The organism is Dietzia sp. NPDC055877 (genome assembly GCF_053615975.1).
The window spans coordinates 69,228-96,144 of record NZ_JBSHCV010000012.1 but is presented as its reverse complement, the minus strand read 5'-3'; the positions used below and the strand labels follow the sequence as shown (position 1 = coordinate 96,144).

Here is a 26,917-nt window from a genome sequence, read left to right as displayed (position 1 = left end):
CCATGATCGGCGAGCCCTTGGTGCCGGGAAGGGAGAGGTGGACGTGGCAGTCGAAAAAGCCCGGGGTCACGGTGTTGCCACCGACGTCGATCTTGGTGGCCGAGTCATCGGACTGCGGCGCGCCGTCCGCCGGGCCGGCGTAGGTGATCTTCCCGTCGTCGATCACCACAACAGCGTCGGCAACCGGGTCGGCACCGGTGCCGTCGATGAGGCGGGCGTTATGCAGAATAGTGGTCGTCATAAAGGCCAACTTACGTCCTCCCCGGCCCTTCCGATGCCGCATCGGTGAAGTGACCCCGCGCAGGGGCTGCCGGTGTGCCCTCGGTGCTGTACGGGATGAAGGTCCCGGTGTTGCGACCGCTGGAGTCGAGCAGCCACCCGAGGCGCTTCACCTGGTGCAGGATGACCGCCGAATCCACCACGACCAGCGGGGCGAGCTCGCGCTCGAGGGTCTCCTGGATCCGCATGGCGTCCGCGACCGACCGGTTCCACGTGGTGACGAGAAGGTTGGGCGATCCCGGTATACTCACCACCTGCCGCACCGTCGGTTCGGCCCGCAGCCGCGCCACGCTCGCCGCCATCCGCACCGCCGGCACCTTGCACCACCACTGCACGATCACCGGATAACCGGTCACCCCCTGGGCCACGTCACAGCGGAACGTCATGGAGCCCGAGCCGAGGAGCCTGGCCAACTGTCGCCGCGTGGTCGACAGGGGCCGACCGGTGATCCGCGCCAGATCCGCAGCGCTGCGCCGGCCGTCCTCGGTCAGCGCATCGACCAGCTCGCGGTACGGCGGCGCCCACGGGTTGATGGCGCTCGTCCGCTCCGGACGAACCGTGGGCAGCGAGACGTCGGCGAGTGTGGCGGCGGCTCGGGGATCGAGGCCGCCGATGCGCCACTGGTTGGCACCGAGGTGGAGCTGGCCCACCAGGTGGGTCCGCATACCGGTCACCCCCGGCACCGCGGGCAGGCGGTCGAGCAGGATCTCCGCGAGATCGCTCTGGTCCAGCCCCGCGATACTGATCACCACGCCGTACTCGCGGGCGGCGATCTCGGCGGTGACGACCATCGGCCACGCCGCCAGCTCCTGCGCCAACGACATCACCCGCCCCGCCGCGCAGGCGATCTCCGTGATGGCCAGGCGGTTCCCGTGGACCCCGTCGACGGACGGGTACGCCATCACCCAGGACAGCCCACTCTCCCGCAGCCGAGCCCACCGCCTGCTCAGTGTCGCCGGTCCCTCACCGAGCACGTCGGCGAGCTGCCGCCACGACGCCCGCGGACGAAGCTGCAGCGCATGGATGAGCGCGATGTCCGATTCGTCCGGTGTTTCCATAGCGGATGTATACCAGCTCCACGTATCTGTGAGCGGTCCGTTCAGTCTCCGCGGCAACCGCGGTACATAACGGATTCTTGATGCTAGATAACCCAGCCCCCCCCCCCCCCCCCGAAAGGACCACCGCACGTGCAACGCCGCATCGTTTTCCGTTCCCTGATCGTCCTGATCGTTCTCGTCGTGGTGGCGGCGGTCGCCTTCTTCGCGGCAGGCCCCGCCATGATCGAGAAGTCGCGCAACAAGATCGATCCCGTCGCGCTCCCGGAGATCACCGCCGAGGCCGCGCAACTGCACGACACCCTGCAGGTCGTCGACATGCACTCCGACACCCTCATGTGGGATCGCGACCTGCTCGAGCGTTCCGATCGTGGGCACGTCGACCTCCCGCGACTCCAGGAAGGGAACGTGGCGCTCCAGGTGTTCTCGTCGGTGACCAAGTCACCGAAGGGCCAGAACGTCGACGGCAACGACGACGACACCGACAACATCACTCCCCTGGCGATCGCGCAGTTGCAGCCGCCGCGGACCTGGACGTCGATGACGGAGCGGTCGCTCTACCATGCCGAGAAGCTGCAGACCGCCGTCGATGACTCCGACGGCGAGCTCATGTTCGTTAAGACCAAGGGCGATCTCGAGCAGCTCATCGACGAACGGGTGGCCGGCAACAACGTGACCGGGGCGATGTTCTCGGTGGAGGGCCTGCACAACCTCGAGGGCGACATCAGCAACGTCGACCGCCTCTACGACGCGGGCATGCGGATGGCCGGCTTCGCGCACTTCTTCGACAACGACGTCGCCGGCTCGATGCACGGCATCGAACGCGGCAGCCTGACCGACTTCGGCCGCGAGGTCTTCACGACCCTCGAGCAGCGGGGCGTGATCATCGACCTCACGCATTCCAGCCACGAGGCGGTTGCCACCATGCTGGAGATGGCCACCAACCCCGTGGTGCTCAGCCACGGCGGCGTCCAGGGCACGTGCGACTCCAACCGCAACGTCACCGACGACGAGATCCGCGGTGTCGCGGCCACCGGCGGCGTCGTGGGGATCGGCTACTTCGAGACCGCGATCTGCGGCCTGGGCCTGGACTCCGTACTGGACGCGATCGACCACGTGGTGGCGGTGGGCGGCCTGGAGACCGCCGCGCTGGGCAGCGACTACGACGGCTCCGTCACCGTCGGCTGGGACACCAGCGAACTCGCAGCCATCACCCAGGGGCTGCTGGACCGCGGCTACTCCGACGAGGACATCACCGCGATCATGGGCGGCAACACCCTGCGCGTCATGCAGCAGGTCCTGCCGGACTGACCGCCGGTGTCAGGAGGCGATCCCGAACCGGTGGGCCAGGAACGGGATCCAGCCCATGCACTCCGGGGTCAGCGCCATGCAGGTCATCTCGTCCGGGCCGGGGCCGAACAGGAATCGCACCGGGTTCTCGAGTGAACCTTCGGGGAACATCAACCTCACTCCTTACGGTGAACGTGTTGTCCTACAAGGTTTATCGCCGTCACCGCGGGTGTGTGTTACGCCACGTCGGGGATCGTCAGCCCGCGAGCGTGGCCCGCGGGCCGTCTACCAGGACCGGGCTCAGGCAGGAGTCGGGGATCACGGAGAGCGAGCACCAGCCGCCCGGCAGGACGGGACGGTAGTCGGGTCCGACTCCCCCGCCCGCGATGATCTCGCGGTAGGCGTCCACCCCGGAGGTGGGCGTGCGCTCGAGTGCGGGGTCGGTGAGCACGTCCACCTGGTAGAGCCCGAAGCGCGGCGAGTAGCTGCCCCACTCGTAGTTGTCCACGAGTGACCACTGGTTGTAGCCGATCACCGGGTAGCCGTCGGCCACGGCCCGCTGGAGCCAGAACGCGGTGTCGCGCAGGAAGTCGCCGCGGTCCACGCCGTCGGCCCGGGCGCCGTTGTCGGTGGGGAACCCGTTCTCCACGATGTAGATCGGCTTGCCCGGGTACGACTGCGCGTAGTGCTTGATGGCCTCGTAGATCACCTCGGGCTGCGGACGCACGGCGGCGAAGTCGTCCCAGGCCGCGTTGATCGTCGTGAGGTTGTTGAGGGCGACGCCGTAGTAGTAGTCGATGCCCACGTAGTCCACGACGTCGGCCACGCGGTCGCCGATGAGGGTGTCGGTGAAGTCGGTCGCCAGCGGCAGGTACGCCTCGTTCATGGTCACCATCGCGTCGGGGTCGGCGCGGTGGGCGGCCGCATAGCCCAGCCGGTGCGCGGCCTCGATCTGGTCGAGGAAGCGCGAGAAATCCTGGAAACCGACCCGGCCGATCGTCATCTCGTGCTTGAAAAATACGAGGGGCTCGTTGAGCGTCACCCAGAGGGTCCCGTCGCCGGCCCACCGCTCGGTGATGAGCTCCGAGAACCGCCCGAAGGCCTCCACGGCGTCGCCGGAGAGCATGCCGCCCCGGTCGGCCAGCCAGCCGGGATAGGTGAAGTGGACCATGGTGATCATCGGGACCATGCCGTGGTCGCGGATGGAGTCGATGATCCGGTCGTAGTGGGCGAGCGCCTCGTCGTCGTACTCCCCCGGGGCCGGTTCGATCCGCGCCCACTCCACACTCAACCGGAACGTGTTGACGCCCATCGCGGCGGCGCGCGCGATGTCCTCGGGGTACCGGTTCCAGAAGTCCACCGCGTCACCCACCGGATCCACCTCGCCCCCGGGCGAGGTGGCGTCGACGTAGCGCTTCCAGTTGGAGTCGGGGTTCGAGCCCTCGACCTGGAAGCCGGAGGTGGCCACGCCCCAGTGGAAGCCCTCCGCCACGGACGCGCCCGGCCCCGCGCCTGACGCCCCGGCGCCCGCGCGCGGCACCTGCGGCAGCACGGCGACGAGGGCCACCGCGGCGAGCACCGCCGTGCTGGTGATGATCGACCGGCCCCCGGCTGCTCTGCTCCCCCGACTCATGCGCGCACTGTAAGCAGATACGCAGGGCTTTCACGCGAAAAGTAGGTACTTAGCGGCGCAAGCGAAAAATGTTCGGAATCGGGTGTGACGAACCGGTGACTCGCGACGTCTTAGTGGTGTACGTGTTCATCACAGGCCGGCGCGTCGTCGGCCCGGGCCCAGGAGGAAACCATGTCGAATACAGTCCCGCAGACCGGTCGTGAGAAGGCGCGCACCGAGGTGGCCGAGACCGACAAGGCCGAGGACACCACGGAGGAGTTCGTGCCCCGCGGTCCGTTGCAGACCACTCGCGGCGTCACCACCCTGGACGACGCCGTGGTGGCCAAGATCGCCGGCATGGCCGCCCGCGAGGTGCCCGGCGTCTACGACATGGGCAACGCCGCGCGGCGTGCGTTCTCGGCAGTGGCCGACCGCATCCCCAACGCGCAGACCAACGTCACCGGCGGGATCAGCGTGTCCAAGGGTGAGACGCAGGCCGCGATCGACGTGACCGTGGTGGTGGAGTACGGCGTGTCGATCGTGGAGGTGGGCAACGCGATCCGCCGCAACGTGATCGAGCAGGTCGAGGGCACCGCGGGGCTCGAGGTGGTGGAGGTCAACGTCAACGTGGTGGACGTGCACCTTCCCGAGGACGACGACGACAACGCCTCCCGCTCCGGCACCACGTCCCGGAACCCCGAGCTGAACTGATCGGCCTGCGCCGACGAGGCGAGCGAGGAGAGTCATGAAGATCACGCATCTCACCCTGCTGGTGGGCCTGTTCCTGGGCGCCGTGGCGGCGTTCGGGTCGATCGGCCAGTTCCTGGTCGTGCTGCTGTTCGGCGCGATCGGGCTGGCCGTGGGGCTCGTCATGGACGGACGGCTCGAGATCAAGGGCGTCACGGACCGGTGGAGCGACCGACGATGAGCGGTTCCTCTACCGATACGGCGCCGGCGCCGTCGAGCGCCGACACCCCTACACCCGTTGTCCATGCACCTGTTGAGGAGCGCGGTGTCACCACCGTTCCCGCGGCGGTGGTGGCCCGGATAGCCGAGCAGGTGGCCTCCGAGCACCCGCGGATCGGGGGCGCCGCCGGCGGGGTCCTGGGCGTACGCGCCCGTCGCGACTTCGCCTCCCGCCCCTCCGCCGAATGCGATCTCTACGGCGCGGTCGCGGTGCTGCGCCTCGACGTGGGCGTCGCGTTCCCGGTCGACCTGGCCGCCACGTGCGCGGGCCTGCGAGCCCGGGTGCGCGAGCGCGTCGAGATGCTCACCGGGCTGCAGGTGGGCCGGCTCGATCTGGAGATCTCCTGGCTCAATCCCGCCGGCAACACGAGAGGAGCGCTGCTGTGAGCGCACGTCAGGCAGGGGTCGGGCTGGTGCGCCGGCCCGCCCGGGCCATCCCTACCGGCATCGCCGGGGTGATCCTGCTGGTGTCCGGCGGGCTCGGCCTGTGGCTGCTGGGCACCTACGTGGTGGAGGGCCAGTGGCCGGTGGCCGCCGCGAACCAGGTCGACGCACTGGCGTGGACCACGCTGGAGTCCATCGCGGCGCAGGCCGCCGCAGGGGCGCTGGCGGTGCTCGGCCTGGCACTGGTGTTGCTGGCCGCCTGGCCCGGCCGGGTGTCGCGACTGCTGGTCCTGGGTGACGACCTGCCCGGCGATACTGCGCTGAGCCGCCGGGACCTGGCCCGACATCTGCAGTCGGCGGCCGAGAACGTCGACGGCGTGCACAGCGCGCGCATCACACCGCGACGTCGGCGGATCGACGTGGACGTGGTGACCGTGGTCGACGATCCCGCTCCGGTCGTCTCGGCGGCCACCACCGCGGTGGACCGGGCCCTCGGGGAGCTTCGCCCCGGCGATCCCACGGCCACCCGAGTCCGTGCACGTCGCCGCTGAGAATCCGATTGCTGAGGAAGGAGAGTCACATGCGCAGTCAATCCGGACCTCGTAACCGTGTTGTCCTGCTCGTGCTGGGCGTGCTCGCCCTGGTGGCTGCGGCGTGGCTCGCGGCCGCCGCCTTTGACCTGGTGCCCGCCGGCGGGACACTCGACCCACTCGTCCCCGACGGGGCGTCGACCCCCGCTTCCCTGCTCGAAGACGCGGGGTGGGCGTTACCGGTCGGCATCGCGGTGAGCGTGGTTGCGGTTCTCGCCGGGCTCGCGCTGCTCATCACCCAGATCCCGACCGCCCCCGCGCGGGCCGTGCTGCGACTGCATGACCCCGAGGGTGCCGTGCTGGCGACGCTCGAGCCACAGGTTCTCGAACGCGCACTGGTCGAACGCGTCGAGGATGTGCAGGGCGTGGACAGCGCCTCGGTGCGGGCCACCGGCTCGGCCACCCGAGCCGGAGTGGTGGCGGAGGTGACCGTGGCCGAGTCCGCGGAGATCGCCTGGACCCTCGAGCAGGTCCGCCGCCGGCTCTTCGAAGACCTGCGTCTCTCGCTCGGGGTCGAGCCCCGATCGGTGGACGTGCTGGTGAGCCTGCGTGCCGCCAAGAACTCCGCCCGCACCGATCGGGTGGCCGTGGGCGGCGAGAAGGAATGAACCCCGAGCCGGGCGGCCCCACCGACCGGGTCCTGGTGCTGCGTGCCCAGGACGGCGACGCCGCTGCCTTCGACCGGTTGATCGACCGACACCAGGGCCGGCTGTTCCGGATCGCCTACCTGGTGCTCGGGGATCGGCAGGACAGCGAGGACGTGGTGCAGGAGACCCTGATCGCGGCGTGGGAGCGGCTGCGCCTGCTCTCCGATCCGGACGCGGTGCGGGCCTGGCTCTCCCAGATCTGCTCCCGCCGCGCCACCGACATCGCCCGCCGGAACGCCCGCCGGGCGACCGACGCGCACTCCCCCGACAACCTCCAGTGGCACCCGGACAGCGCTCCGGCCGCCGATCCCGCCCGGCGCTCGGAGGTCAATCTGCAACTGCAGGCGCTCGCGCGGGTGCTCGCCACGATGGAACCCGATCTGCGCTCGTGTTGGACGCTTCGGGAGATCGACGGAATGTCCTACCGGGAGGTGGCGCACGCGCTGGACGTCACCGAGTCCACGGCGCGCGGGCGGATCTCCCGGGCCCGCACGCACGTGATCGACCGAATGAAGGAATGGCGGTGAACACCATGCGTGACTCCCCCGCGGCCGGTGTGCCCGACGAGTCCGAAGCCACCCGCGAGTACCTCGACCGGATTCAGGCGTTGCACCGAGACTGGGACGAGGCCGAGGCGCGTGGCGACGACTCCGTGCAGGTGTCCTCCCGCGTGCGGGCGGCGCTGTCCGAGGTGGTGCACGCCGATGCCCGACACGGCGCCCGCGTCGAGATGCCGCCCACCGAGGCGGGCCCGTACTCGCTCAGCGAGCAGGCCCTGCGGACACTGATCCGCGACGCCGTGGACGCCGTTCCGGGCGCGATGAGCCTACGCACCGCCGTGGACTTCGCCGACACTCCCGAGTGGGGCGCCCGCGGACTGCCTGAGCGGGTGCTGTGCCGGGTGTCTCTGTCCGCCGCGAGCCGCGACCTGCGGGCACTGGCCGACGATGTCCGTGCGTCCGTCGTCTCCGAGTGCGTCCGGGAGCTCGACCTGGGCGGCCTCATCGTTGATGTGCACATCGAGGATCTCCATGACTGAGCCGAACACGCCAGCCGAAGCTGCCCCTGCCGCTCCGACAGCCGCCGACCTGCTCGCGGTGGTGACGTCCGTGCCGGGCGTCCACGCAATCGAGCCGGGGCTCGGCACGGCACTGCGCACGATCGACGCCCGCGTCCGCCGTAGCAGTGCCCGGACCGCTCACTTCGGGCTGCACATCGACACCGCCGAGGGCACCGCCCTGGTGGAGGTGTGTCTCGACCGGTCGCGGCCTGTGCGCGAGGCGGTGCGGGACATCCAGCTCGCGCTGCGCCGGGCGCTGGCCGCTCAGGCAGGCGAGGCCGACGCCGAGGTGACGGTGCGGGTGCAGTCGCTGCAGCGGTGACGTGCCACGGCCCTGCTGACTCAGGTGTTCCTCGCCCGAAGCCGCCACAGCATGGTCCGCTCGCGTGCCCGTGCGGCGTGGAGCGGATCGGCCTCGTCGGTCGCACGCGGATGTCGCGGGGTCGTTTCGTGTCGGCCGACGACAGTCAGCCCCGCGTCCTCAATACGCTGGAGGAACTCCTCGCGCGTGCGCAGCCCCAGAAGCTCGGCGAGGTCAGACAGGATCAGCCACCCCTCGCCGTTCGGCGTCAGATGCCGGGCCAGCTCACCGAGATAGCGGTGCAGCACGTCGGACTTCGGGTCGTAGATGCCCTGCTCCAGCGCCGACGTCGGGCGGCCCGGGATCCAGGGCGGATTGCACACCACGACGTCGGCACGCTCCGGGGCGGCGGGCCAGAGATCCGCCTCCTCCGCCCGCACCCGATCCGCGACTCCGAGACGGTCCGCGTTGTCGATCGCGCACTGCACCGCGCGCGGGTTGATATCTGTCGCCACGACTTCCCTGGCTCCGCGCCGGGCCAGCAGGACCGCGAGCACTCCCGTCCCCGTGCCGAGGTCAAAGACCAGCGGCCGGTCGACGCCCGCTGGCCACGCAGCGTCGGCGACCAGGTCGATGTACTCGTCACGGGTGGGGGCAAAGACGCCGTAGGCGGGGTAGATGCGTTCACCCAGGGCGGCCACCTCGATGCCCGTGCGGTGCCACTCGAATGCGCTGATCACCCCGAGGAGCTCCGATAGCGAGACGAGCGTCGACTCCCCCGGGCCTTCGCTGGCCGGCGTCCCGTATGCGTGCGCGCAGGCCTCTCGCACGTCGGGCGCTCGACGCAACCCGATCGCGTAGTCGGGCTCGAGTTCGATGAGGATCTTCCCCAGGACGGCCGCCCGCTGGGATCGCGCCAGCCGATTCGCGTGGAAGAGGTCGCCGGTCTCGACGCCACGAGACGACTTCGGTGTTTTCGACGACTTCGACGCCTTACGGGAGGCCTGCTTCTCCAGCCGCCGATCGAGGGCACGCATCAGTTGCCGGGCATTGTGGAAGTCGCCTCTCCAGAGCAGCCCGGTGCCTGCCCGCGCCATCCGGAGGGCGCTGTCCGCGGCGATGTCGTCGTCGATCACCACGATGTCCCGCGGCGGCTTGGCGCCGTTCTCCGGACGCCAGCCCGCGCGGCGCTGCGTTCCGCCCTCGCTCCAGGTGATGGCCGTCATGATGCGCTCAGGCACGCGTGTACACAGCAGATGTCGGCATCCTCGTAAATCGCGGCCAAAAACTTGCTTCCACCTTCAAGTTATAGCTGGTAGGGGGGCTTGCGGCAAGGCCGGGGTGGGGGCGCACACTAGCGCGATGCCCTGCCAGAACGCCTCCGCCTTCGCCCTTCCGGACCACCTCGCGCACAAGACCGATCCGACGCTGATCGGCGCCGACGACCGTCACTTCGCCGCGATCTCCCACGCACTCGCTGACAAGGTCTCCGCGCTCTCCGCGCGCTTGGACAGGCGCCGTCGCGATCCGGCCGGCCGCGGCGCGCAGACCATCGACCGTGACGCCGACATCCGCCGCCTGGTCGCCGAGCTCGCCACGCTGCGCCGCTTCGGGTTGGACGTGTGCGTCGGGCACTTCGCGACCGCCGGCGGCAAGCGCGTGTACGTGGGGCGCATCGGCCTGCTCGACGCCGCCGGCACTCCCCTGCTGGTGGATTGGCGCACCCCGGCCGCGGAGCCGTTCTTCGCCGCGACGCTCGCCGATCCGCTCGGCGTGACGTATCGACGTCGGTACCGGTGGGCGGGCGGGCGCATCGTGGACTATTGGGACGAGGTCCTGGGCGACGACGACGAGGTGGCCACCCACACGAGCCTCGACGATCAATCAGCGTTCGTGGCGAGCCTGGCCGGGGCGCGCACCGGCCGGATGCGCGACGTGCTCTCCACGATCCGGTCGGATCAGGATGCGATCATCCGGGCCAGCGCGCGGGGTGCGCTCGTGGTGGACGGCGGGCCCGGCACGGGCAAGACGGTCGTGGCGCTGCACCGCGCGGCGTACCTGCTGCACGAGCAGTCGCGGTCCGGGCTCAGTCGCGGCAACCTGCTGCTGGTCGGTCCGCACCGGCCGTACCTCGACTACGTGGCCGACGTGCTTCCGGCACTCGGCGAGCACAGCGTGCAGACCGCGACGGTCGCCGACCTCGCCGCGGCCGGGCTCGGCGGCCTCACTGATCTCGCCGACGAGTCTGACGCGGAGGTGGCCCGCCTCAAGTCGACGGTGGAGATGCTAGCGGCGATCGAGGCGGGCGTGCGGTTCTACGAGCACCCGCCAGAGGAGTCGATGCTGGTGCAGACCGAATGGGCGGACCTGCGACTCTCACCGGCCGACTGGGCCGAGTCCTTTACGTCTGTGGAGGCCGGCACACCCCACAACGAGGCGCACGCACAGATCCGCGAGACGCTGGTGGAGATCCTGCTCGAGAAGGCGGGCGCGGACGTCCCCGTCGCCCACCTCAGGGCCGAGCTGCTGTCCGATCCCGAGCTGCACCGTGCGCTTTACCGGGCGTGGCCGATGCTCCGGCCCGAGGATCTGGTGGGCGACCTCTGGACGGTTCCCGCCTACCTGCGACTGTGCGCGCCGGGACTCAGCACCGAGCAGATCCGGCTCCTGCAGCGCACTGACCCGCAGGCGTGGACCAGCGCGGACCTACCTCTGCTGGACGCGGCCCGCCACCAACTGGGCGATCCTGACCGCGCGCGTCGCGATCAGCGACGGAAGGCCGAACGTGCCGCGGAGCTAGAGAGGCGCCGGATGGTCATCGACGAGGTTATCGCCGCGAACGACGACCCCGAGGGTGTTGCCCCCATGCTCCGGCACGGGGATCTGCAGGAGGCTCTGCTGGACCCGTCTATGGAGGAAAGCACGGGAATCGCCGGGCCTCGCCTGGCGGGGACATTCGGGCACATCATCGTGGACGAGGCCCAGGAGCTCACCGATGCGCAGTGGCTGATGCTCCTTCGCCGGTGCCCGTCCGGGAGCCTGACGGTGGTCGGTGACCGTGCGCAGTCCCGCAGGGACTTCGACGAATCGTGGGCTGACCGGCTCGAGCGAGTCGGACTGTCCCCCGAGCGCGTCTCGCAGGTGGGGCTCAGCATCAACTACCGGACGCCGTCGGAGGTCATGGATGCGGCCGCGCCCGTGATCCGATCCGTGCGGCCGGACGCCAACGTTCCCGAATCAGTGCGCAGCAGTGGTCTGCCGGTCGAGTACGGGCGGATTGACGACTTCTCGGTTGTCATCGACGGCTGGCTCGCCGAGCACTCGGAGGGCACCGCCTGCGTGATAAGCGCTCCTGGCGTGGCGCTTCCCGCTCTACCCAGCTCGGATCGCGTCCGTTCGTTGGGTCCGGCGGACGCCAAGGGCCTCGAGTTCGACCTGGTGGTGCTTGTCGATGCGGAGTCCTTCGGCACGGGTGCCACCGGTGCGGTAGATCGCTACGTCGCGATGACCCGGGCGACGCAGCAGTTGATAGTGCTTTCTCCGAAGTGGTGCCCTGGTCACTCTGGCGTGGCAGATCTTCCCTAGTCGACTGTCGTCGCACCTGCCGCCCTACCCGGTGGCGGCGCTGCGGCGCTACATTGCCGACCCGCTGTCCGGCGCGGGGCCGGATTCCGAGATCGTCGACAGGGCTGCGCGCAACCGCGCATCGGCGTCGTCGGCGATCTCACGGATCCGGGGGCTGCCGCTGAGCTGGACCATGGTCTGCGGATCGATGGCCTCCACGATGGTCTCGCCGTCGACGCTGCCGCGGCGAACCACGACATTGCAGGGCAGCAGGACGCCGAGCTGCGGTTCTGCGGCGAGAGCCTTGCTGGCCAGACCGGGGTTGCAGGCTCCGAGGATCATGTAGTAGCCCAGCGCCTCGCCCGCCTCTGCGCCGAGCTTGGTGTTCAAGGTCGACCTGACGTCGATCTCGGTCAGGATTCCGAAGCCCTGGGCGCCAAGAGCCGCGCGGGTTCGCTCCAGGGCCTGCTCGTATGTCGCGGCGACAGTGATGGTGCGGGCGTACGTCACGGATGGCTCCTTCGATGGTGGCTCGACGGCGCTTGGCCTTCTGGACCACAGACTGTCAGGTTCCCGGCATCCGGGCCGGAAATCTATGAACCGACAGTGGGACAAGCTCCTCACCCTCATCTGGTCCAGGCCGCTCTCACATACCCCCACGGGCATCTTGTAAATACCCAGGGGGGTATGTATCGTCGAGACACAGCCCGAGAACGGGAACCCGATCGACAAGGAGAGCGGCATGCTTCTCGAGCGCATCTACGACGAGGACCTCGCCCAGGCCGGCTACTTCATCGGCTGCCAGGCCAAGAACGAGGCGATGGTGATCGACGCCCGTCGCGACATCCGCGAGTACCTGGATCTGGCCGCGCGCCACGGCATGACGATCACCACCGTCACCGAGACCCACATCCACGCCGACTACCTGTCCGGCACCCGCGAGCTCGCGGAGGCGACCGGGGCGACCGTCTACGTCTCCGGCGAGGGCGGCGACGACTGGCAGTACGGATTCGAGGCCGAGCGCCTCCACCACGGTGACCAGCTCACGCTGGGCAACATCACCGTCGAGGCCGTGCACACGCCGGGCCACACCCCGGAACACCTGTCGTTCCTCATCACCGACGGCGCCTTCACGGACAGCCCCGGTTACATGCTGACCGGCGACTTCGTCTTCTCCGGCGACCTCGGACGGCCGGATCTGCTCGACGAGGCCGCGGGAGGGGTCGACACCCGTTTCGAGGGCGCCAAGCAGATCTTCCGCAGCCTGAAGGACTCCTTCGTCACCCTGCCCGACCACGTCCAGGTCTTCCCCGGACACGGTGCGGGCAGCGCCTGCGGCAAGGCCCTGGGCGCACTGCCGTCGACCAGCGTCGGCTACGAGCGCCGCTACGCATGGTGGGCCGGATATATCGAGCGCGACGACGAGCAGGGGTTCATCGACGAACTGCTCGACGGCCAGCCGGACGCGCACGCCTACTTCGGCCGCATGAAGCGGCAGAACAAGGAGGGCCCGGCGGTCCTCGGTGCGCTGGCCCCACTCCGCGAGTTCGGGCCCACCGAGCTGGCCGACGCCCTCGAGGCGAACGAGGTCGTCGTCGTCGACACCCGCGACCAGGACGAGGTCCACGCCGGCACCGTCCCCGGGGCACTCAACATCCCTGGCGTCGACAAGGCGGCGTCCTACGGCGCCTGGGCCTACGACCCCGAGAAGGAGGACACGCCCCTGGTGGTCCTGGCCGAGGACGCAGACGTGGCAGCGGAGCTACGCGATCACCTGCTGCGAGTCGGAATCGACACGGTCACCGGCTACACGACCGGCCTCGAGGGGCTGCCGACGACGACTCCCGAGATGATCGGTCCAGACGAGCTCGCCTCGTTCGACGCCGCCATGGTGCTGGACGTGCGGAACAAGACCGAGCACGCAGACGGTCACATCCCGGGCTCCGAGCAACTAAGCGGCGGCCGGGCACTGTGGAACCTCGACCGGCTCCCGACCGACGGGCCGATCGTGACCTACTGCCAGACCGGCGTCCGTAACTCGGTCGCGGCGAGCGCCCTCCGTCGCGCCGGCTACCACGTGGTCGAACTCGAAGGCAGCTACGCCGCCTGGTCCGAGCGCAACCTCGCGACCGTCTGAGTGGACGCATCCGCACCCCCGGGGGCCGGACAGCCGTCCGGCCCCCGTCTCCTACTGCGTCCCAGCCCCCACCGGAGACGACCCCCACGTGCCCGAACAGTCAAAGGACACCACCTCCCCATGCTCTCCACGCTCACCAACGCCCCGACCATCACCCCCGCCGACCTACGCAAGGCGATGGAATCGAGCACCCCGCCCACCGTCATCGACGTGCGGTCGGCCGCCGAATTCTCCTCGGTCCACATCCGCGGCTCCTACAACGTGCCGCTACCCCTGCTCTCCGAGCACAGTGAGGAGTTAGCCACCCGGCTGCCCGGCCAGGTCGTCCTCATCTGCCAGTCCGGCAACCGGGCCCGGCAGGCGAACGTGCGACTCGAATCCGTGGGCGTGGACCCCGACTCGGTGACCGTCCTCGACGGCGGCATCGCCGGCTACGAGTCCGCCGGCGGCGAGGTCATCCGCGGCAAGGGCGCCTGGGCGATGGACCGGCAGGTCCGCATGGTCGCCGGCTCGCTCGTCCTGGTCGGCGTCGCCGCGTCCAAGGTCGTGTCACCCAGATTCGCCTACCTCGCCGGCGCCATCGGGGCCGGGCTGACCTACTCCGCGGCGAGCAACTCCTGCGCCATGGGGGCCGCGCTGTCGAAGATGCCATGGAACCGCTCGGCCGACGAGCCGGGCCTCGGCACCGTCCTGGACTCGCTGCCGACCCACTCCTGACCGATCCCACACCGCGGCGCCCCCGCCGGAGATAGGCACCTGACATGGAGATCACCACGATCATCGTCGTGGCCCTGGCCGTCCTCGTCGGACTGTCCCTGGGCCTGCTCGGCGGGGGCGGTTCCATCCTCGTCGTCCCACTACTGACCTACATCGGAGGGCTCGACCCCCGCGAGGCCATCGCCACATCATTATTCGTCGTGGGCGCCACCTCACTGGTCAGCCTCCTCGGTCACGCCCGCAAGGGAAACGTCCGGTGGCGTACAGGACTGACCTTCGGCGCCGCCGGCATGGCGGGCGCGTTCCTCGGCGGACTGGCCGGCGGCTACATCCCCGGCACCGTCCTCATGATCGCCTTCGCGATCATGATGATCGCCACCGCCGGCGCCATGATCAAGGGCCGCAAAGACCGCGACGGGCAGAGCACCGACCACCATCACCCGCTGTGGCGGATCCTGCTCGACGGCCTCGTCGTGGGCGCCGCGACCGGTCTGGTCGGCGCGGGAGGCGGCTTCCTCGTGGTCCCGGCTCTCGTCCTCCTGGCGGGCCTACCGATGACCGCCGCCGTGGGCACCTCGCTGCTGGTCATCGCCATGAAGTCCTTCGCCGGGCTCGGCGGCTACCTCACCTCGGTGTCGCTGGACTGGCCGCTCGTCGCTGCGGTCACCACCGCCGCCATCGCCGGATCTTTCGTCGGCGTTCGCCTCACCTCCGTGGTTCCGGAGAAGGCGCTGCGTAAGGGCTTCGGGTTCTTCGTCCTGCTCATGGGCGCCTTCGTCCTGTCCCAGGAGTTGCCCTTCCCCGCCGCGCCGATCATCCTCGGCCTCGTCGTGATCCTGGCCACTGCCGCGGCGATCTGCATGCTCGGATTGAAGGATCGCTGCACGCTGTCCGGGGCCACAGGCCCCAATCGAGGCGACGCCGCCCTGGCGTGACAGTTCTCGCCCGTGAGGGCCGCCCGGCCGACCTGAAGGGCAGGTCGGCCGGGCGGCCCTCGCAGTCAAACGACGAGTTCAGCCCACCGTCGCAACCTTCCACGCCGAGTGGATCGCGCCGTGGATGTAGCCCACGTCGCCGGCGTCACCGATGACCTCGCAGTCAACGCCCGCAGCACGAAGCGCATCGGCCAGCGGTGCCGCGGCGGTGGTGCCATCGGCGTAGATGACCATGTCGGCGGGCGCGGACTTGGCGTTGCCCTTGGCGTCGGTCCACTCCACACTCGACTCGGTGATGCGGGTTACCTTCACGTTGCGCTGGATGTCCACGCCGTAGTGCTTGGCGTGACGCACCGCGGTCCACCGGCGCGGCATCGCCAGCGGCAGACCCAGCTGCTGCGAGTCGTGCAGCAGCGTAACGTTCCGGCCACGCTCGCCCAGGAACTCCGCGAGCTCCAGGCCGACCAGCGAGCCGCCGATCACCACGACGTTCTTACCCATCGGCAGCGCGATCTTGGTCAGGCGCCGGATCCACGACGGTCGCTTGGTGATGCCGGACAGCCGGCCGAGCTTCCCGGCAAGCCGCAGGAAGGTCCCGGCCTCCTCAGCGGTCGCGGTGCCCAGCATCGTGGCGCGCAGCGAATCGCCGGTGTGCACGTGCGGCAGCTTGCCGCCCGGGATCTGCGGGGCCGGCCGGACCGCGCCGGTCGCCACGATCACGCGATCGGCACCGAGCGCACGCACGGTCTCGGCCGTGGCCTCGGTGTTCAGCCGGACGTCGATGCCCAGCTGGTCGATCTTGGCCTGGTAGAAGCTGATCAGCGGCTCGTTGGCCGGGGTGGTGAGCGTGGAGAACCACATGGTGCCGCCCAGCCGGTCCGCTTTGTCCAGCACGGTCACGCGGTGCCCGCGCTCGGTCAGCACCACGGCCGACTCGAGTCCGGCGGGTCCGGCGCCCACCACCACGACGTGCTCGCGCTTGGGCGCGGGCGTCAGCGGCAGCAGTCCCTCGTTGCCGAGCGGCGGGTTGACGGCACAGAACGGGGTGTCGTCGAAGAAGTTCTCGGCCACGCAGAGGTAGCAGTTGATGCACGGGCGTACCAACTCGGGCGTTCCGGCCTTGAGCTTGTTGGGCAACTCCGGGTCGGCGAGCAGCTGCCGACCCATGGCGGCGAAGTCGATCTTGTCGTCGTCGATCCCCCTCTCCGACACCTCCGGCAACATCCGACCCACGCCGATCACCGGCACCGACACGGCCTTCTTGATGGCCGCGGCGTTGTCCAGGTAGGCACCGACGGTGTCGGGAAGGGGGCCGTCGGTGAAGTTGTCGAACGGGTTGCGGCCCCAGCCGGTCACGTGGATCGCGTCCGCGCCGGCCTGCTCGAACAGCTGCGAGGCCAGGATCGCCTCGTCCAGCTCGAGCCCGCCCTCCTGGCCGTACTCCTGCCCGGCCACCCGCACGATCACCGCGAGCTTGTCCCCCACGCGCTTCTTGACGGCCTCGATGACCTCGCACGCCAGCCGCGCCCGATTGACCAATGCACCGCCGTACTCGTCGGTGCGCTGGTTGTCGCGACGGTTGAGGAACACGCCCAAGATGTAGCCGTGCGCGACGTGGATCTCGATCGCGTCGGCGTCGGCGCGGGCGATGCGGTCGGCAGCCTCGGCCCAGGTCTCGATGAGCCAGGCGATGTCCTCGTGGGTCATCTCCTTGTAGACGATCTGCTTGCCCGCGGTGGCGGCGCCCATCCGGCCGAGCTCCTCGGGGGTGCTGTCGGCGAGCGCGGAGTAGTCGTAGGTGTAGTCGGGCTCGTTAGGCGCGAGCACCGGGCGGTCGTTGGCCACGTCCACACGCGCGACCTTGCCGTGGTGGGTGGACTGCACGCACAGCTTCGACCCGGCCGCGTGCACGGCGTCGGCCAGCGCCTTGAGCCCGGGGATGTACTTGTCATCCGACAGCCCCGGCTCTTTCATGGACGCCGCACCTACCGGGAACGCGATCGCGCACGCGCCCGTGATGATCAGGCCCGCACCGCCGGCCGCGCGGGCGACGTAGTGGTCGATCTCCCGCTGCTCGATCTCGCCCTCCTCGGACACGTTCATGTCCATGGCCGGCAGCACGATGCGGTTGGGCGTCGACATGGGGCCGATCCGGCCGGACGACATGAGGTTGGGGAAGGTGGCGAGGGTAGTCACCTTAAGGAGATTACGCCGCGGTCGACAGGTGTCAACAAACGAACCTGGCCAGCGGCACAGGAACACGAAAACCGGCCCGGCCAGGAAAGGGACGATGCGAGTTCTTCTGAATGCCCCCTCAAAAAAATAAGAGTTCGATAATGTAACCGACGTTCGCACTTCTCCCACTGCAAGATAGGAATCCGATCATGGAAACCCTCACCGTGCTGGGAACCGGCGTCCTCGGTTCACAGATCATCTTCCAGTCCGCCTATTTCGGGAAGACCGTCGTGGCGTACGACATCTCGGACGAGATCCTGGCCAAGCTCCCCGCCCGCTGGGAGCAACTCGGGGCGTCGTACCTGAAGGACCTCCCGGACGCCACGCAGGACAAGATCGATGCTGCCGTTTCGCGAATCCGCGCCAGCTCGGATCTCGCCGACGCGGTGAAGGACGCCGACCTAGTGATCGAAGCGGTCCCCGAGCGGCTGGACATCAAGCAGGACACCTGGAAGAAGGTCAGCGCGGTAGCGCCCGAGAAGACCGTGTTCGCCACCAACTCCTCCACCCTGTTGCCGAGCGAGATCGCGCCGTTCACGGATCGTCCGGACAAGTTCCTCGCGATGCACTTCGCCAACCAGGTGTGGATCTTCAACACCTGCGAGGTCATGGGGCACCCCGACACCGACCCCGCGGTATTCGAGTCCGCGGCCGGGTTCGCCGAACAGATCGGGATGGTTCCCATCCGCATCCACAAGGAGCAGCCGGGCTACGTCCTCAACTCGCTGCTGGTGCCGTTCCTCGAGGCCGCAGCGAAGCTCTACATGCGTGAGATCGCCAGCATCGAGGACGTCGACAAGACGTGGCGCATCTCCACCGGTTCGCCCATGGGCCCGTTCCAGATCTACGACATCGTGGGGATGATGACGCCCTACATGCTCAACAAGGACAGTGCTGACCCGGAGATGAAGGCTTTTGCGGACAAGATCAAGTCCGACTTCATCGACAAGGGCTACCTCGGAACATCGACCGGTCGCGGCTTCTACACCTACGGCTGACGTCGGCCAGAAAAGACTGAGGTAACGAAGCCATGACCAACGCGACCAGTAACTACCGGGTCATCATTGTCGGCGCCGGCTTTGCCGGCGTGGCAGCAGCCAGGCGGCTCGGCAAAGCGAAGATCCCAACACTGCTGATCGACCGCAACAACTATTCGCAGTTCCAACCACTGCTCTATCAGGTGGCCAGCTCGCAGCTCCCGCCGAGTGACGTGGCCGAGCCGCTGCGCGCGATCTTCCGCAAGCGTCCGAGCGTGCGCGTGTTGACCGCCGAGGTCACCGCTATCGACGCCGCTGCACACACGGTCACGGTGGACGACGGAACGGTGTACTCCGCTCAGACACTCGTGATCGCCGCCGGCGCCGTCGTGAACTTCTTCGGTACCCCCGGCGCCGCCGAGCACGCGTACCCGCTGTACTCGGTCAGCGATTCCACTCGGCTCGGGGCGGCGATTATCGAGCAGTTCGACAAGGCCGACGCCCGGGTGGCCGCCGGCGAGGCGCTCGACCCCACGAACATCGTCGTGGTGGGCGCCGGGCCGACCGGAGTCGAGATGGCGGGTGCGATCGCAGAAACCGTCAACACGGTGGTGCCGCGAACGTACTCCGACGCGGTTCGCGAGGCCTTCACGGTCCACCTCGCTGATCTGGCCAAGACGGTTCTCGGCCCCTTCACCGAGGAACTTCAGCAGTATGCGCAGGAGCACCTCGAGGAGCTCGGTGTTCAGCTGCACCTGGGCACCAGCGTCAAGGAGGTGCGCGCCGACGGCGTGACGCTCTCCGACGGCGAGGTCCTCGCCGCGCCGATCGTGATCTGGGCGGGGGGTCTGCACGCACAGCCCGTGGTCGGGCAAGCGGGCATCACGCCCGGCAGGGGCGGCCGACTGGATGTCAATGACGACCTCACAGTTCCCGGTTTCCCGGGCGTCTACGCGCTCGGGGACGCGGCCAACATCCCTGACGGTGCCGGTAAGACGCTCCCCGGCCTGGGTGCGGTGGCCAAGCAGGCGGGGGCGTGGGCCGGCGAGAACATCCTCGCCGACCTCAAGGGCACACAGCGTACGGCGTTCGAGTACCACGATCGCGGCTTCATGGCGATGATCGGTCGGATGGCCGCGGTGGCGGAGGTCGGCAGATCGCACAAGCAGCTCCACGGGCCGCTGGCATTCGCCGGATGGCTCGCAGTGCATGATGTCCTGCTGCCGTCGGCACGTCCCCGCTACAACGCCCTGGTCAACTGGGTACGCGACTACTTCACCGAGGACCGCACCGAGTTCATCGTTGGCGACGCCACCCGCACCTGAGATGTCGCCGGCGCATCCGTCACCAGCTTCTGACGGATGCGCTGGCGTCAGGAGGGGCGCTCGCCACGGCACGGAACCGCCTTCGGGGTCCGCGCGCAGTCGTCGAGCGCCGAGAGAGGGTGCCCGCTGGTCGGGGGGGGGGAGGTGGCGGGGACGACGACGAGGTGGGCAGTCACTAAACATACGCGGCCCATCCGGTGTACCTGCGGTGCCGAATAGCGGACATGGACCAGGTTCCTCACTCCCCCGCCTACTTCCGCGTTGGGATCGCCGGCCCGGACATAGCGGACGTGTTCACCGGTACGCCATCCGCAGCGCCCGATGAGGAGACGCGGGCGAGCTCGCGATTGCCGAACTACTTCGATGACGCCAGCGTGTGGTGGAGCAACTGGGTGGCGGTCGCGGCGACGGGCTGGGGCGCGCTGGTCGTCATCGCACCACTGATCGCCACGCACTTCCTCGTGTGGGCGGTCGGCACCCGACGGGGGTGAATGATCCGACTTCCCGAACCGACTGCGACCGAGCGGAGCGCAGGGACAGGACGCCTCGAACGCCGACCGCATGACTACGCCCGGTAGACGAGCTTTATGGCGTTGGCCCGGCCGTCGTCGCATGGGCACGAGTAGGGAGAGGCGTCGGTGGGTCACATCAGGTACGGCCTCTTTGCCGCGAAGTCGGCGACGGGCCTGCGCGTGGCCGATGCGGGGGCGGTGGTCACCTCGCAGACCGGGCTCAATGTCTCCGCCGGCGAACTGGTGGCGGCTGCCGAAGTCAGGGGTCTGAGCGCCGTCTCCACGGCAATCCAGGCGGCCCCTGTTGGCCGTCACCGGCAAGGCACGCTGACGCCGACGCGTAGGCTGAGGGGCGACACGGGGTGCCCTGGACGGGGCTGAGATCACACCCGAGCGAACCTGATCGAGTTAGCACTCGCGGAGGGATGTCATCGGCGTAGCCACGGCTGCTCCTGCTCGAGCGGTGGTCACCCCTCACACGACCACCGCAAGGAGAACCATGGCTTCGCGACCCGACGCTGCGCACGATCAGCACACCCGGAGGATCAGGTTCAACGCCTTCGCCATCAACGGCGTGGGGCATCAACTCCCCGGGATCTGGCGGCATCCGGCAGATCGGTCGCGGGACTATACGAACCTCGAACAGTGGACCCGTCTCGCCCGGCTGTTGGAGGGCGGGTTGTTCGACGGACTCTTCCTCGCGGACGCCTTAGGCCCGTATGACGTCTACGGCGGGAGCAGCGACGCTGCGCTGCAGACGGCGGCAAAGATCCCGATGAACGATCCGATGATGCTCGTCAGTGCCATGGCGGCGGTGACGGAGAACCTCGGCTTCGGCATCACTGCGAGCACCTCGGCAGAGCACCCGTACACCTTCGCCCGGCGGATGTCGACGCTGGACCACCTCACCCGGGGCCGGGTGGGCTGGAACGTCGTGACCGGCTACCTCAAGAGTGCCGCGCAGAACCTGGGCGAGAGCGACCAACTCTCCCATGACGAGCGCTACGACCGGGCGGACGAGTATCTGGAGGTGCTCTACAAGCTGTGGGAGGGCTCCTGGGAGGACGACGCGGTGGTGCTCGATGCGGAGCGGGACATGTACGCCGATCCGGCGAAGGTCCACCCGATCCGCCACGAGGGAACGTACTTCACGGTCCCCGGCGTCCACCTCTCCGAGCCTTCTCCGCAGCGGACCCCGGTGATCTACCAGGCCGGCGCGTCCGCGCGGGGAATCCGCTTCGCGGCCGATCACGCGGAGGCGATCTTCGTGGCGTCCCCGACCATCGGCCAGACCAGGGACCAGGTCAGCCGGATCCGGGAGGGGCTGGAGGCCGCCGGGCGGGGCCGGGATGCCGCACGCGTGTACGCGCTGCTCACGATCGTTGTGGATCAGACCGATGAGGCGGCAGCTGAAAAGTACCGAGACATCTTCTCCTACGCCTCTGAGACGGGAAATCTGGTGCTCAACTCGGGATGGTCCGGAATTGATCTATCCCGACAGGACCTCGACGCACCCATGGACCCGGTCGCAACAGAAGCGATCCAGACCACTGTGTCGAGCCTGTCGGGGGCCTCGGACGCCGACGGACGCTGGACGTTGCGTGACAGCGCCCGGTTCAACGCGACGGGCGGACCCGTGGTGGTGGGCTCGGCGGTCACCGTGGCCGACGCCCTGGAGAGCTACATGGCGGAAACGGACGTCGACGGGTTCAACCTGGCCTACGCGCTCAACCCGGGCACCTGGGAGGACGTCATCGAGCATCTCGTGCCCGAGCTGCAGCGCCGGGGACGGTACCCGCTGGACGCGGAACCCGGCACTCTCCGAGCCCGGATGTTCGATCGAGGTGACCGGCTGCCCGATACGCATCGCGGGGCCAGGTACCGCGGATGACGCTTCGATGCGCCGTGTCGTCGGCGTAGTCCCACACCGACGTCGATCGTGGCGCCGTCAGGAGAGGACCAGAACAGTGCCAGCGGCGCCGCGGGTACATCGATCGGGCACACCGGCCACCTGTGCGACAGGCACGACGGTGGTGTCCGCGTTGAGCTCGCGGCCCACGGGGTGCTCGGCCCTGTCGACCGTCACCGACGGCTTGCCGTTCTGCAGCACGAACGTGGCGTCGGACGGGAAGATCGCCAGTTGAGGTGCTCCGGCTCCGGCAACCGCGAAGCACCCGCCCGGCCCGGTGATGAGTTTGTTGCTCGCGGGTCCCGGCGAACCGGTTGGAACGGAACCGGAGTACTGGAGCCCGAGGACGCCCTGTTCCCCGCGGACGGTCACTTCGAGCATGGCCTCGTTGTCCGGGGGTTCCGCGCGTGTTCCGGGCGCCTGATCTGCCTCAGGGGCCCCGCCATCGGCGACCTGCGGAGCCGCCGCTGCGGTCGTCGTCTCCGTCACCGTGGTCGCCGTTGACCCCGATCCGCTCGAGCCGCAGGCGGCCAGGCCCAACGGGATGAGGGCCACGACGGTGGGAACGATCAGACGGCGAGTCAATGACACGAACTTCCTCCACCGTTCAGAGCCGGGCATTGCCATCCAATGCACTCGCGGCGTCGAATTCCAGACATGTACTCGGTTCCGCACTCCCCTCCCCCCGCGCAGTTTCGCGTGGCCACTACCGCCTCCGAGGCGTCCGAGTTCTTCACCGACGTGGAACTCGCGAGGCAACACGACGACGCGCCCCGCGCCGGGGCTGGGTCGACGATGAGAGAGAATCTGTCACGCCTTCCGGACTACTTCTGTGACCTCTGGTCGTGGTGGGGGCACGGGGTCGCGGTTGCAGCCACGGGCTGGGGCGCGCTGGTCCTCATCGCACCGCTACTCCTGACCCATTTACTCCTGTGGGCGACCGATGCGTTGCGTACGTTCGCCGGGTTCAGGAACCGAAGCTAAACCGCGAAGCGAGGAAGGGCAGCAAACCCATGCACTCGGGGGTCAGCGCCAAGCACATCGGCTCGTCCGGCCCGGGGCCGAAAAGGTAGCGCAGCGGGTTCTCAAGGGAGCCTTCAGGGAACATCGTTACTCCTCACGATCGGAATCTGTTGTCCTACACGGTATATCGGACCCCGCGCCCGTGCCTGTTACGGCCGTGCGATTGACGGGGACCGCTCCACCACCCTTCGGGCGGGCAGCGCCGCGAGAATCGGCGAAAGCCGCGATTACACGTGTCGACACGAAGTAACGTCCGCTGTTAAGGACGAGCTCCTCCGAGCATCGTCGGCTGTGTGTCAGCGCTTCGCCCTGCTTCTGGAGGCATTGTGAACAAGCTCGCCCTCGCGGTTCTGGCCGCCACCACCCTGACCCTCACCGCGTGTGGCGGCGGCGGAAACGACGCAGTGTGGGCCTCGGGCGGCGACATACGGACCCCGGATGAGACCAGCCGCTGCACCGAGGACATGGCCGGCGGCACCATCACCATGGGCGAGTACGTCATGCTCCCCTCGTTTTCCCCCGGCCAGGGCCACTACGGGCTACGGGGCGGCGCGCAGTCCGCCGCTATCTACGACCGACTCATGCGCTGGAACCCCGATACGGCTGAGTTCGAGCCCAAGCTCGCCGAGTCGCTCGAGGCGAATGAGGACAACACGGTCTGGACCCTGAAGCTCCGGGACGGCGTGACGTTCTCCAACGGCGATCCGCTCACCGCGGACGATGTGAAGTTCACCGTTGACCTTCACAAGGACCCCTCGACCGCGTCAACGGCCAAAACGGATGTCGACGAGATCGAGACCGTTCGCGTCGTCGACCCTCTCACCGTCGAGTTCGTCCTCGGCGAGCCGTGGGCGGGTTTCCCGTTCGCACTAACGCGCTCTGCCGGCGAGGTGATCCCCGAGGACGCGTACACCGAGGTCGGCTCTGAGGAGTGGGCCGAAAACCCGATCGGCGCCGGCGCGTACGTCATGGCCGGCAACACGCCTGGTCAGGAGGTGGTCCTGGAACCCAATCCCACCTACTACGACGGCCCGGTCTGCCCCACTCTGCGCTTCATCTCGATCCCTGGGTCCCAGGCAACCCTCGAATCGTTCCAGAACGACGAGATCCAGGTTGGGTATCTGCGCGGCGCCCAGTTCATCAATGACGCCATGCAGGACGACGCGCAGGGTTTCCTATCGGTGATCAGCTCGGGCCGGGCGATCGTCATGAACAACGGTGCGGCGGGTTACGACGGCGTCTTCACCGACGAGCGGGCGCGCAAGGCCGTGGCACACGCGCTCGACAGGGACCTAATCAACGACCGGCTCACCGGCGGCCTCGGCCAGCCGACCTCGGCGCTACTGGCCGAATCCTCTCGCTTCTACGACGGACAACAGGGCCCCGAGTACGACCATGAACTCGCCGCCGAGCTGGTCGAGGAGCTCAAGGCGGAGGGCGACTGGAATGGCGATGTGACGCTGCTGACCAACACCAGCCCCGAGAACATCGAGACCGGCGTGATCATCAAGGCGATGCTCGATGCCGTGGGATTCAACGTCACCCTCGAGAACGTCCCCCAGTCGCAGCAGGCCGCGCGCCTGTTCGGGCACGACTACGAGATGACCATCGGCGGCCTCAACCCCTCAGACGCCGACCCCTCGGCGAGCTTCACCGCCTACGTCACACCCGGCGGGCCCACCAACAACAGTGGCGTCGACAATGCCGAACTCGCCGAGGCGGGACGCGACCTCAAAACCGCCACAGGCCTGGACGAGCAGATTGCTGCGCTCAACCGGTTCCAGGAGGTCCACAACCAGGTCATGCCGTTCACGATTTTCGCCAACGCCGAGGAGTTCGTGGTGGTGGACGAGTCAGTGAAGGGCGTCGCGCCCACGTCGTCGGGGGTCATGCTGTTCGACGGTGCCTACGTCACCAGCCCCTGAGCGACGTAGGGCGCGGGTCGCCGCCTGTGAAAGTCCGACGACGACGAGGGAGTCATCCTCCACCTGAGTTCGCCCGCCCACGATCCGGACGGTTCGGCAGAATGGCGGGCGTGCTCGCGGACGTGGTCTCTGGCCCGGTGGGGCCGCGTCGAGCTCTCACCGCGCAACAACGTCAAAGGCCCAGGACTCGTCCTTGGAGGTGCACCCGCCGTATCTCCCTGCCCGCGCGTCGTCCTGCGTGAACGCCGTTGAACAGGTGTATCCATCGAAGTCGACGATCATCGCCTTCCCGTTGGTCCTCTGATCCTTGGGCGCCTTGTCGTACTGTTACCAGAGTTGGACGATGCGCGCACACCCTATTTCCCCGGAGGTTCGAGAGCCTTCAATAAAGGCGCCCACGTCGCCGGATTGCGCCCGCCCGGGCAGTTGTCCCAGCGGACACCGTTCGGCCTCCCCGGGCGGTGACCCGTCCGGGTCGGGCGCCGGCTCATGCTGCGCGAGGTCCGGGCAGTCGACCCCGACGGTCGCGACCTCTCCCGTCCAGTCTTCGATCGGGCGCCGGTCGTTCAGGCTGACGAACTCATCGGTGGACTCGTCGAACTCGTATCGCGTGGACGTCAGTTCGCCCGAGGACAATGCAAGGTATTCGAGGGGTGCGTCCGGGTCCCCTGTGCATCGATATGAGGGGTGCCCTGAGTCGAGGTAGTGCACCCAGGACTTTCCGCCCCCGTGCATGCCGAGCAGTGGCGTGTCCAGCGCGATCAACTCATCGGATGCAACACGGATGACTCGGAACTCATCAATGTTCGGCCCCTTGTCGGCCCACATCACCAGCTCGGGCCTGCCGTCACCCGTCATGTCGTACGCGCCGACGAACGCTGCATGCCGCCTGGCCGCCATCGATCCCACATCGGGCCCGATCGGTTGCGAGGCCGGATTGACGGCATCGTAGGTCGCCGAATAGGCGAGCGTTTCGCCATTGATCACCGTCAGCAAGTTGATGCTCGGTTCACCTCCGGTTGCGACGGCGATTGGTTCCAACGTTCCGTCGAGGTCGAGATCTGCCCACGCCACCACGTCGCATCGGATCTGTGTGAGGAAGTCGTCGTTGCGACCCACGCACGGGTCGACGGTCTCGCGCGGCTGCTCGGACGTGTTCACGCCATCGGACGACTGGTCTGGAGGCGCGCCCACCTCCACCGGCTGGCCGTCGCTGCCCTCCCCGGTCTCTGACGGCCCGCTCATGCAGCCGGCCAGCATCGTGAGCGCCACCGCACTGCCCGCAACCGCACTGCCCGCAACCGCGCGACCCCATCGATTTTTCATAGGCATCATGTTCCCAGTCGTCCGAGCCCTGTGGTGCCCCACCTTGCATCCGACATATCGCGCCAATAATCTGCAGCCCTGTAGATAACTCCAGTTCATAGTCGCGGCGAGCGCGGCCGCGTCCTTCGCGGGGTGCCCGGGATACGCG

Annotated in this window: 28 protein-coding genes and 1 riboswitch; of the genes, 19 read left to right on the top strand and 9 right to left on the bottom strand. The window is 68.5% G+C overall.

The window, feature by feature from the left end; translation table 11 throughout:
• The coding region (locus ACWGLC_RS12935; RefSeq protein ID WP_452100264.1) for an amidohydrolase family protein at positions 1–241 on the bottom strand (241 nt) is incomplete at its 3' end.
• A 10-nt stretch (positions 242–251) separates the two neighbouring features.
• Complete coding sequence (locus ACWGLC_RS12930; protein ID WP_452100263.1) at positions 252–1,337, bottom strand: Lrp/AsnC family transcriptional regulator; 1,086 nt, start codon at positions 1,335–1,337, stop codon at positions 252–254.
• Between the two features lie 129 nt (positions 1,338–1,466).
• Between ACWGLC_RS12930 and ACWGLC_RS12925 the strand changes: the two genes are divergently transcribed.
• Positions 1,467–2,645 carry a dipeptidase gene (locus tag ACWGLC_RS12925; RefSeq protein WP_452100262.1) on the top strand — a complete coding sequence of 393 codons (1,179 nt, stop codon included), beginning with the start codon at positions 1,467–1,469 and terminating at the stop codon, positions 2,643–2,645.
• 9 nt (positions 2,646–2,654) lie between these two features.
• Here the strand turns inward: ACWGLC_RS12925 and ACWGLC_RS12920 are convergent, their stop codons facing one another.
• Positions 2,655–2,795 carry a hypothetical protein gene (locus ACWGLC_RS12920; protein WP_452100261.1) on the bottom strand — a complete coding sequence of 47 codons (141 nt, stop codon included), beginning with the start codon at positions 2,793–2,795 and terminating at the stop codon, positions 2,655–2,657.
• An 85-nt stretch (positions 2,796–2,880) separates the two neighbouring features.
• Complete coding sequence (locus ACWGLC_RS12915) at positions 2,881–4,257, bottom strand: glycoside hydrolase family 1 protein (RefSeq protein WP_452100260.1); 1,377 nt, start codon at positions 4,255–4,257, stop codon at positions 2,881–2,883.
• Between the two features lie 171 nt (positions 4,258–4,428).
• On the opposite strand from ACWGLC_RS12915, the gene ACWGLC_RS12910 reads away from it, so the two are divergent.
• The 8 genes from ACWGLC_RS12910 to ACWGLC_RS12875 are packed head-to-tail and all read left to right on the top strand — an operon-like array spanning position 4,429 to position 8,205.
• Positions 4,429–4,947, top strand: a complete 519-nt coding sequence (locus ACWGLC_RS12910) for an Asp23/Gls24 family envelope stress response protein (RefSeq protein ID WP_452100259.1) — start codon at positions 4,429–4,431, stop codon at positions 4,945–4,947.
• A 34-nt stretch (positions 4,948–4,981) separates the two neighbouring features.
• Positions 4,982–5,164 carry a hypothetical protein gene (locus ACWGLC_RS12905; protein ID WP_452100258.1) on the top strand — a complete coding sequence of 61 codons (183 nt, stop codon included), beginning with the start codon at positions 4,982–4,984 and terminating at the stop codon, positions 5,162–5,164.
• Positions 5,161–5,589 carry an Asp23/Gls24 family envelope stress response protein gene (locus tag ACWGLC_RS12900; RefSeq protein ID WP_452100257.1) on the top strand — a complete coding sequence of 143 codons (429 nt, stop codon included), beginning with the start codon at positions 5,161–5,163 and terminating at the stop codon, positions 5,587–5,589. Before ACWGLC_RS12905 ends, ACWGLC_RS12900 begins: the two co-directional genes overlap by 4 nt.
• Positions 5,586–6,137 (top strand): DUF6286 domain-containing protein, encoded by a 552-nt coding sequence (locus tag ACWGLC_RS12895; RefSeq protein WP_452100256.1) that lies wholly within the window; start codon positions 5,586–5,588, stop codon positions 6,135–6,137. Before ACWGLC_RS12900 ends, ACWGLC_RS12895 begins: the two co-directional genes overlap by 4 nt.
• Positions 6,138–6,166: 29 nt before the next feature.
• Positions 6,167–6,784 carry a hypothetical protein gene (locus ACWGLC_RS12890; RefSeq protein WP_452100255.1) on the top strand — a complete coding sequence of 206 codons (618 nt, stop codon included), beginning with the start codon at positions 6,167–6,169 and terminating at the stop codon, positions 6,782–6,784.
• A complete protein-coding gene (locus tag ACWGLC_RS12885) occupies positions 6,781–7,350 on the top strand; it encodes an RNA polymerase sigma factor (RefSeq protein ID WP_452100254.1) in 570 nt (189 codons plus the stop codon). The genes ACWGLC_RS12890 and ACWGLC_RS12885 overlap by 4 nt, the downstream gene beginning before the upstream one ends.
• Positions 7,341–7,862, top strand: coding sequence for a hypothetical protein (locus tag ACWGLC_RS12880; RefSeq protein ID WP_452100253.1), 522 nt, complete (start codon positions 7,341–7,343; stop codon positions 7,860–7,862). The genes ACWGLC_RS12885 and ACWGLC_RS12880 overlap by 10 nt, the downstream gene beginning before the upstream one ends.
• Positions 7,855–8,205 (top strand): transcriptional regulator, encoded by a 351-nt coding sequence (locus ACWGLC_RS12875; RefSeq protein WP_452100251.1) that lies wholly within the window; start codon positions 7,855–7,857, stop codon positions 8,203–8,205. The genes ACWGLC_RS12880 and ACWGLC_RS12875 overlap by 8 nt, the downstream gene beginning before the upstream one ends.
• A gap of 20 nt (positions 8,206–8,225) precedes the next feature.
• Here ACWGLC_RS12875 and ACWGLC_RS12870 read toward each other — a convergent pair whose 3' ends face one another.
• Entirely contained in the window at positions 8,226–9,410 is a 1,185-nt protein-coding gene (locus ACWGLC_RS12870; protein WP_452100266.1) for a methyltransferase, read from the bottom strand.
• Positions 9,411–9,546: 136 nt separating this feature from the next.
• Here ACWGLC_RS12870 and helR point away from each other — a divergent pair, with 136 nt between their 5' ends.
• The gene (gene helR / locus ACWGLC_RS12865) at positions 9,547–11,769 is read left to right on the top strand and encodes an RNA polymerase recycling motor ATPase HelR (protein WP_452100250.1); all 2,223 of its coding nucleotides are present in this window, start codon (positions 9,547–9,549) and stop codon (positions 11,767–11,769) included.
• Between the two features lie 48 nt (positions 11,770–11,817).
• Here the strand turns inward: helR and ACWGLC_RS12860 are convergent, their stop codons facing one another.
• Positions 11,818–12,258, bottom strand: a complete 441-nt coding sequence (locus ACWGLC_RS12860; RefSeq protein ID WP_452100249.1) for a DUF302 domain-containing protein — start codon at positions 12,256–12,258, stop codon at positions 11,818–11,820.
• 232 nt (positions 12,259–12,490) lie between these two features.
• Between ACWGLC_RS12860 and ACWGLC_RS12855 the strand changes: the two genes are divergently transcribed.
• The 3 genes from ACWGLC_RS12855 to ACWGLC_RS12845 all read left to right on the top strand — a co-directional run bounded on the left by ACWGLC_RS12855 (position 12,491) and on the right by ACWGLC_RS12845 (position 15,537).
• Positions 12,491–13,885: a rhodanese-like domain-containing protein gene (locus tag ACWGLC_RS12855; protein ID WP_452100248.1), complete on the top strand. Its 1,395-nt coding sequence runs from the start codon at positions 12,491–12,493 to the stop codon at positions 13,883–13,885.
• Between the two features lie 120 nt (positions 13,886–14,005).
• On the top strand, positions 14,006–14,602 hold the full coding sequence (locus ACWGLC_RS12850; protein ID WP_452100247.1) for a rhodanese-like domain-containing protein: 597 nt from the start codon (positions 14,006–14,008) through the stop codon (positions 14,600–14,602).
• Positions 14,603–14,646: 44 nt separating this feature from the next.
• Positions 14,647–15,537, top strand: coding sequence for a sulfite exporter TauE/SafE family protein (locus tag ACWGLC_RS12845; protein ID WP_452100246.1), 891 nt, complete (start codon positions 14,647–14,649; stop codon positions 15,535–15,537).
• 78 nt (positions 15,538–15,615) lie between these two features.
• On the opposite strand, the gene ACWGLC_RS12840 is transcribed toward ACWGLC_RS12845, so the two are convergent.
• A complete protein-coding gene (locus ACWGLC_RS12840) occupies positions 15,616–17,679 on the bottom strand; it encodes an FAD-dependent oxidoreductase (protein WP_452100265.1) in 2,064 nt (687 codons plus the stop codon).
• 242 nt (positions 17,680–17,921) lie between these two features.
• Between ACWGLC_RS12840 and ACWGLC_RS12835 the strand changes: the two genes are divergently transcribed.
• From ACWGLC_RS12835 to ACWGLC_RS12820, 4 genes are all read left to right on the top strand, one after another.
• Positions 17,922–18,770 (top strand): 3-hydroxyacyl-CoA dehydrogenase, encoded by an 849-nt coding sequence (locus ACWGLC_RS12835; RefSeq protein WP_452100245.1) that lies wholly within the window; start codon positions 17,922–17,924, stop codon positions 18,768–18,770.
• A gap of 32 nt (positions 18,771–18,802) precedes the next feature.
• Positions 18,803–20,074: an NAD(P)/FAD-dependent oxidoreductase gene (locus ACWGLC_RS12830; RefSeq protein WP_452100244.1), complete on the top strand. Its 1,272-nt coding sequence runs from the start codon at positions 18,803–18,805 to the stop codon at positions 20,072–20,074.
• Between the two features lie 224 nt (positions 20,075–20,298).
• Positions 20,299–20,565: a DUF1295 domain-containing protein gene (locus ACWGLC_RS12825; protein ID WP_452100243.1), complete on the top strand. Its 267-nt coding sequence runs from the start codon at positions 20,299–20,301 to the stop codon at positions 20,563–20,565.
• Positions 20,566–20,934: 369 nt separating this feature from the next.
• A riboswitch (TPP riboswitch) is annotated at positions 20,935–21,029 on the top strand.
• Positions 21,030–21,085: 56 nt separating this feature from the next.
• Positions 21,086–22,477: an LLM class flavin-dependent oxidoreductase gene (locus ACWGLC_RS12820; RefSeq protein ID WP_452100242.1), complete on the top strand. Its 1,392-nt coding sequence runs from the start codon at positions 21,086–21,088 to the stop codon at positions 22,475–22,477.
• Positions 22,478–22,534: 57 nt separating this feature from the next.
• On the opposite strand, the gene ACWGLC_RS12815 is transcribed toward ACWGLC_RS12820, so the two are convergent.
• A complete protein-coding gene (locus ACWGLC_RS12815; protein WP_452100241.1) occupies positions 22,535–23,086 on the bottom strand; it encodes a hypothetical protein in 552 nt (183 codons plus the stop codon).
• 39 nt (positions 23,087–23,125) lie between these two features.
• On the opposite strand from ACWGLC_RS12815, the gene ACWGLC_RS12810 reads away from it, so the two are divergent.
• Positions 23,126–23,479 (top strand): DUF1295 domain-containing protein, encoded by a 354-nt coding sequence (locus ACWGLC_RS12810; RefSeq protein WP_452100240.1) that lies wholly within the window; start codon positions 23,126–23,128, stop codon positions 23,477–23,479.
• 365 nt (positions 23,480–23,844) lie between these two features.
• The gene (locus tag ACWGLC_RS12805) at positions 23,845–25,443 is read left to right on the top strand and encodes an ABC transporter substrate-binding protein (protein ID WP_452100239.1); all 1,599 of its coding nucleotides are present in this window, start codon (positions 23,845–23,847) and stop codon (positions 25,441–25,443) included.
• Between the two features lie 327 nt (positions 25,444–25,770).
• On the opposite strand, the gene ACWGLC_RS12800 is transcribed toward ACWGLC_RS12805, so the two are convergent.
• Complete coding sequence (locus tag ACWGLC_RS12800; protein ID WP_452100238.1) at positions 25,771–26,769, bottom strand: hypothetical protein; 999 nt, start codon at positions 26,767–26,769, stop codon at positions 25,771–25,773.
• Positions 26,770–26,917 lie beyond the last annotated feature (148 nt).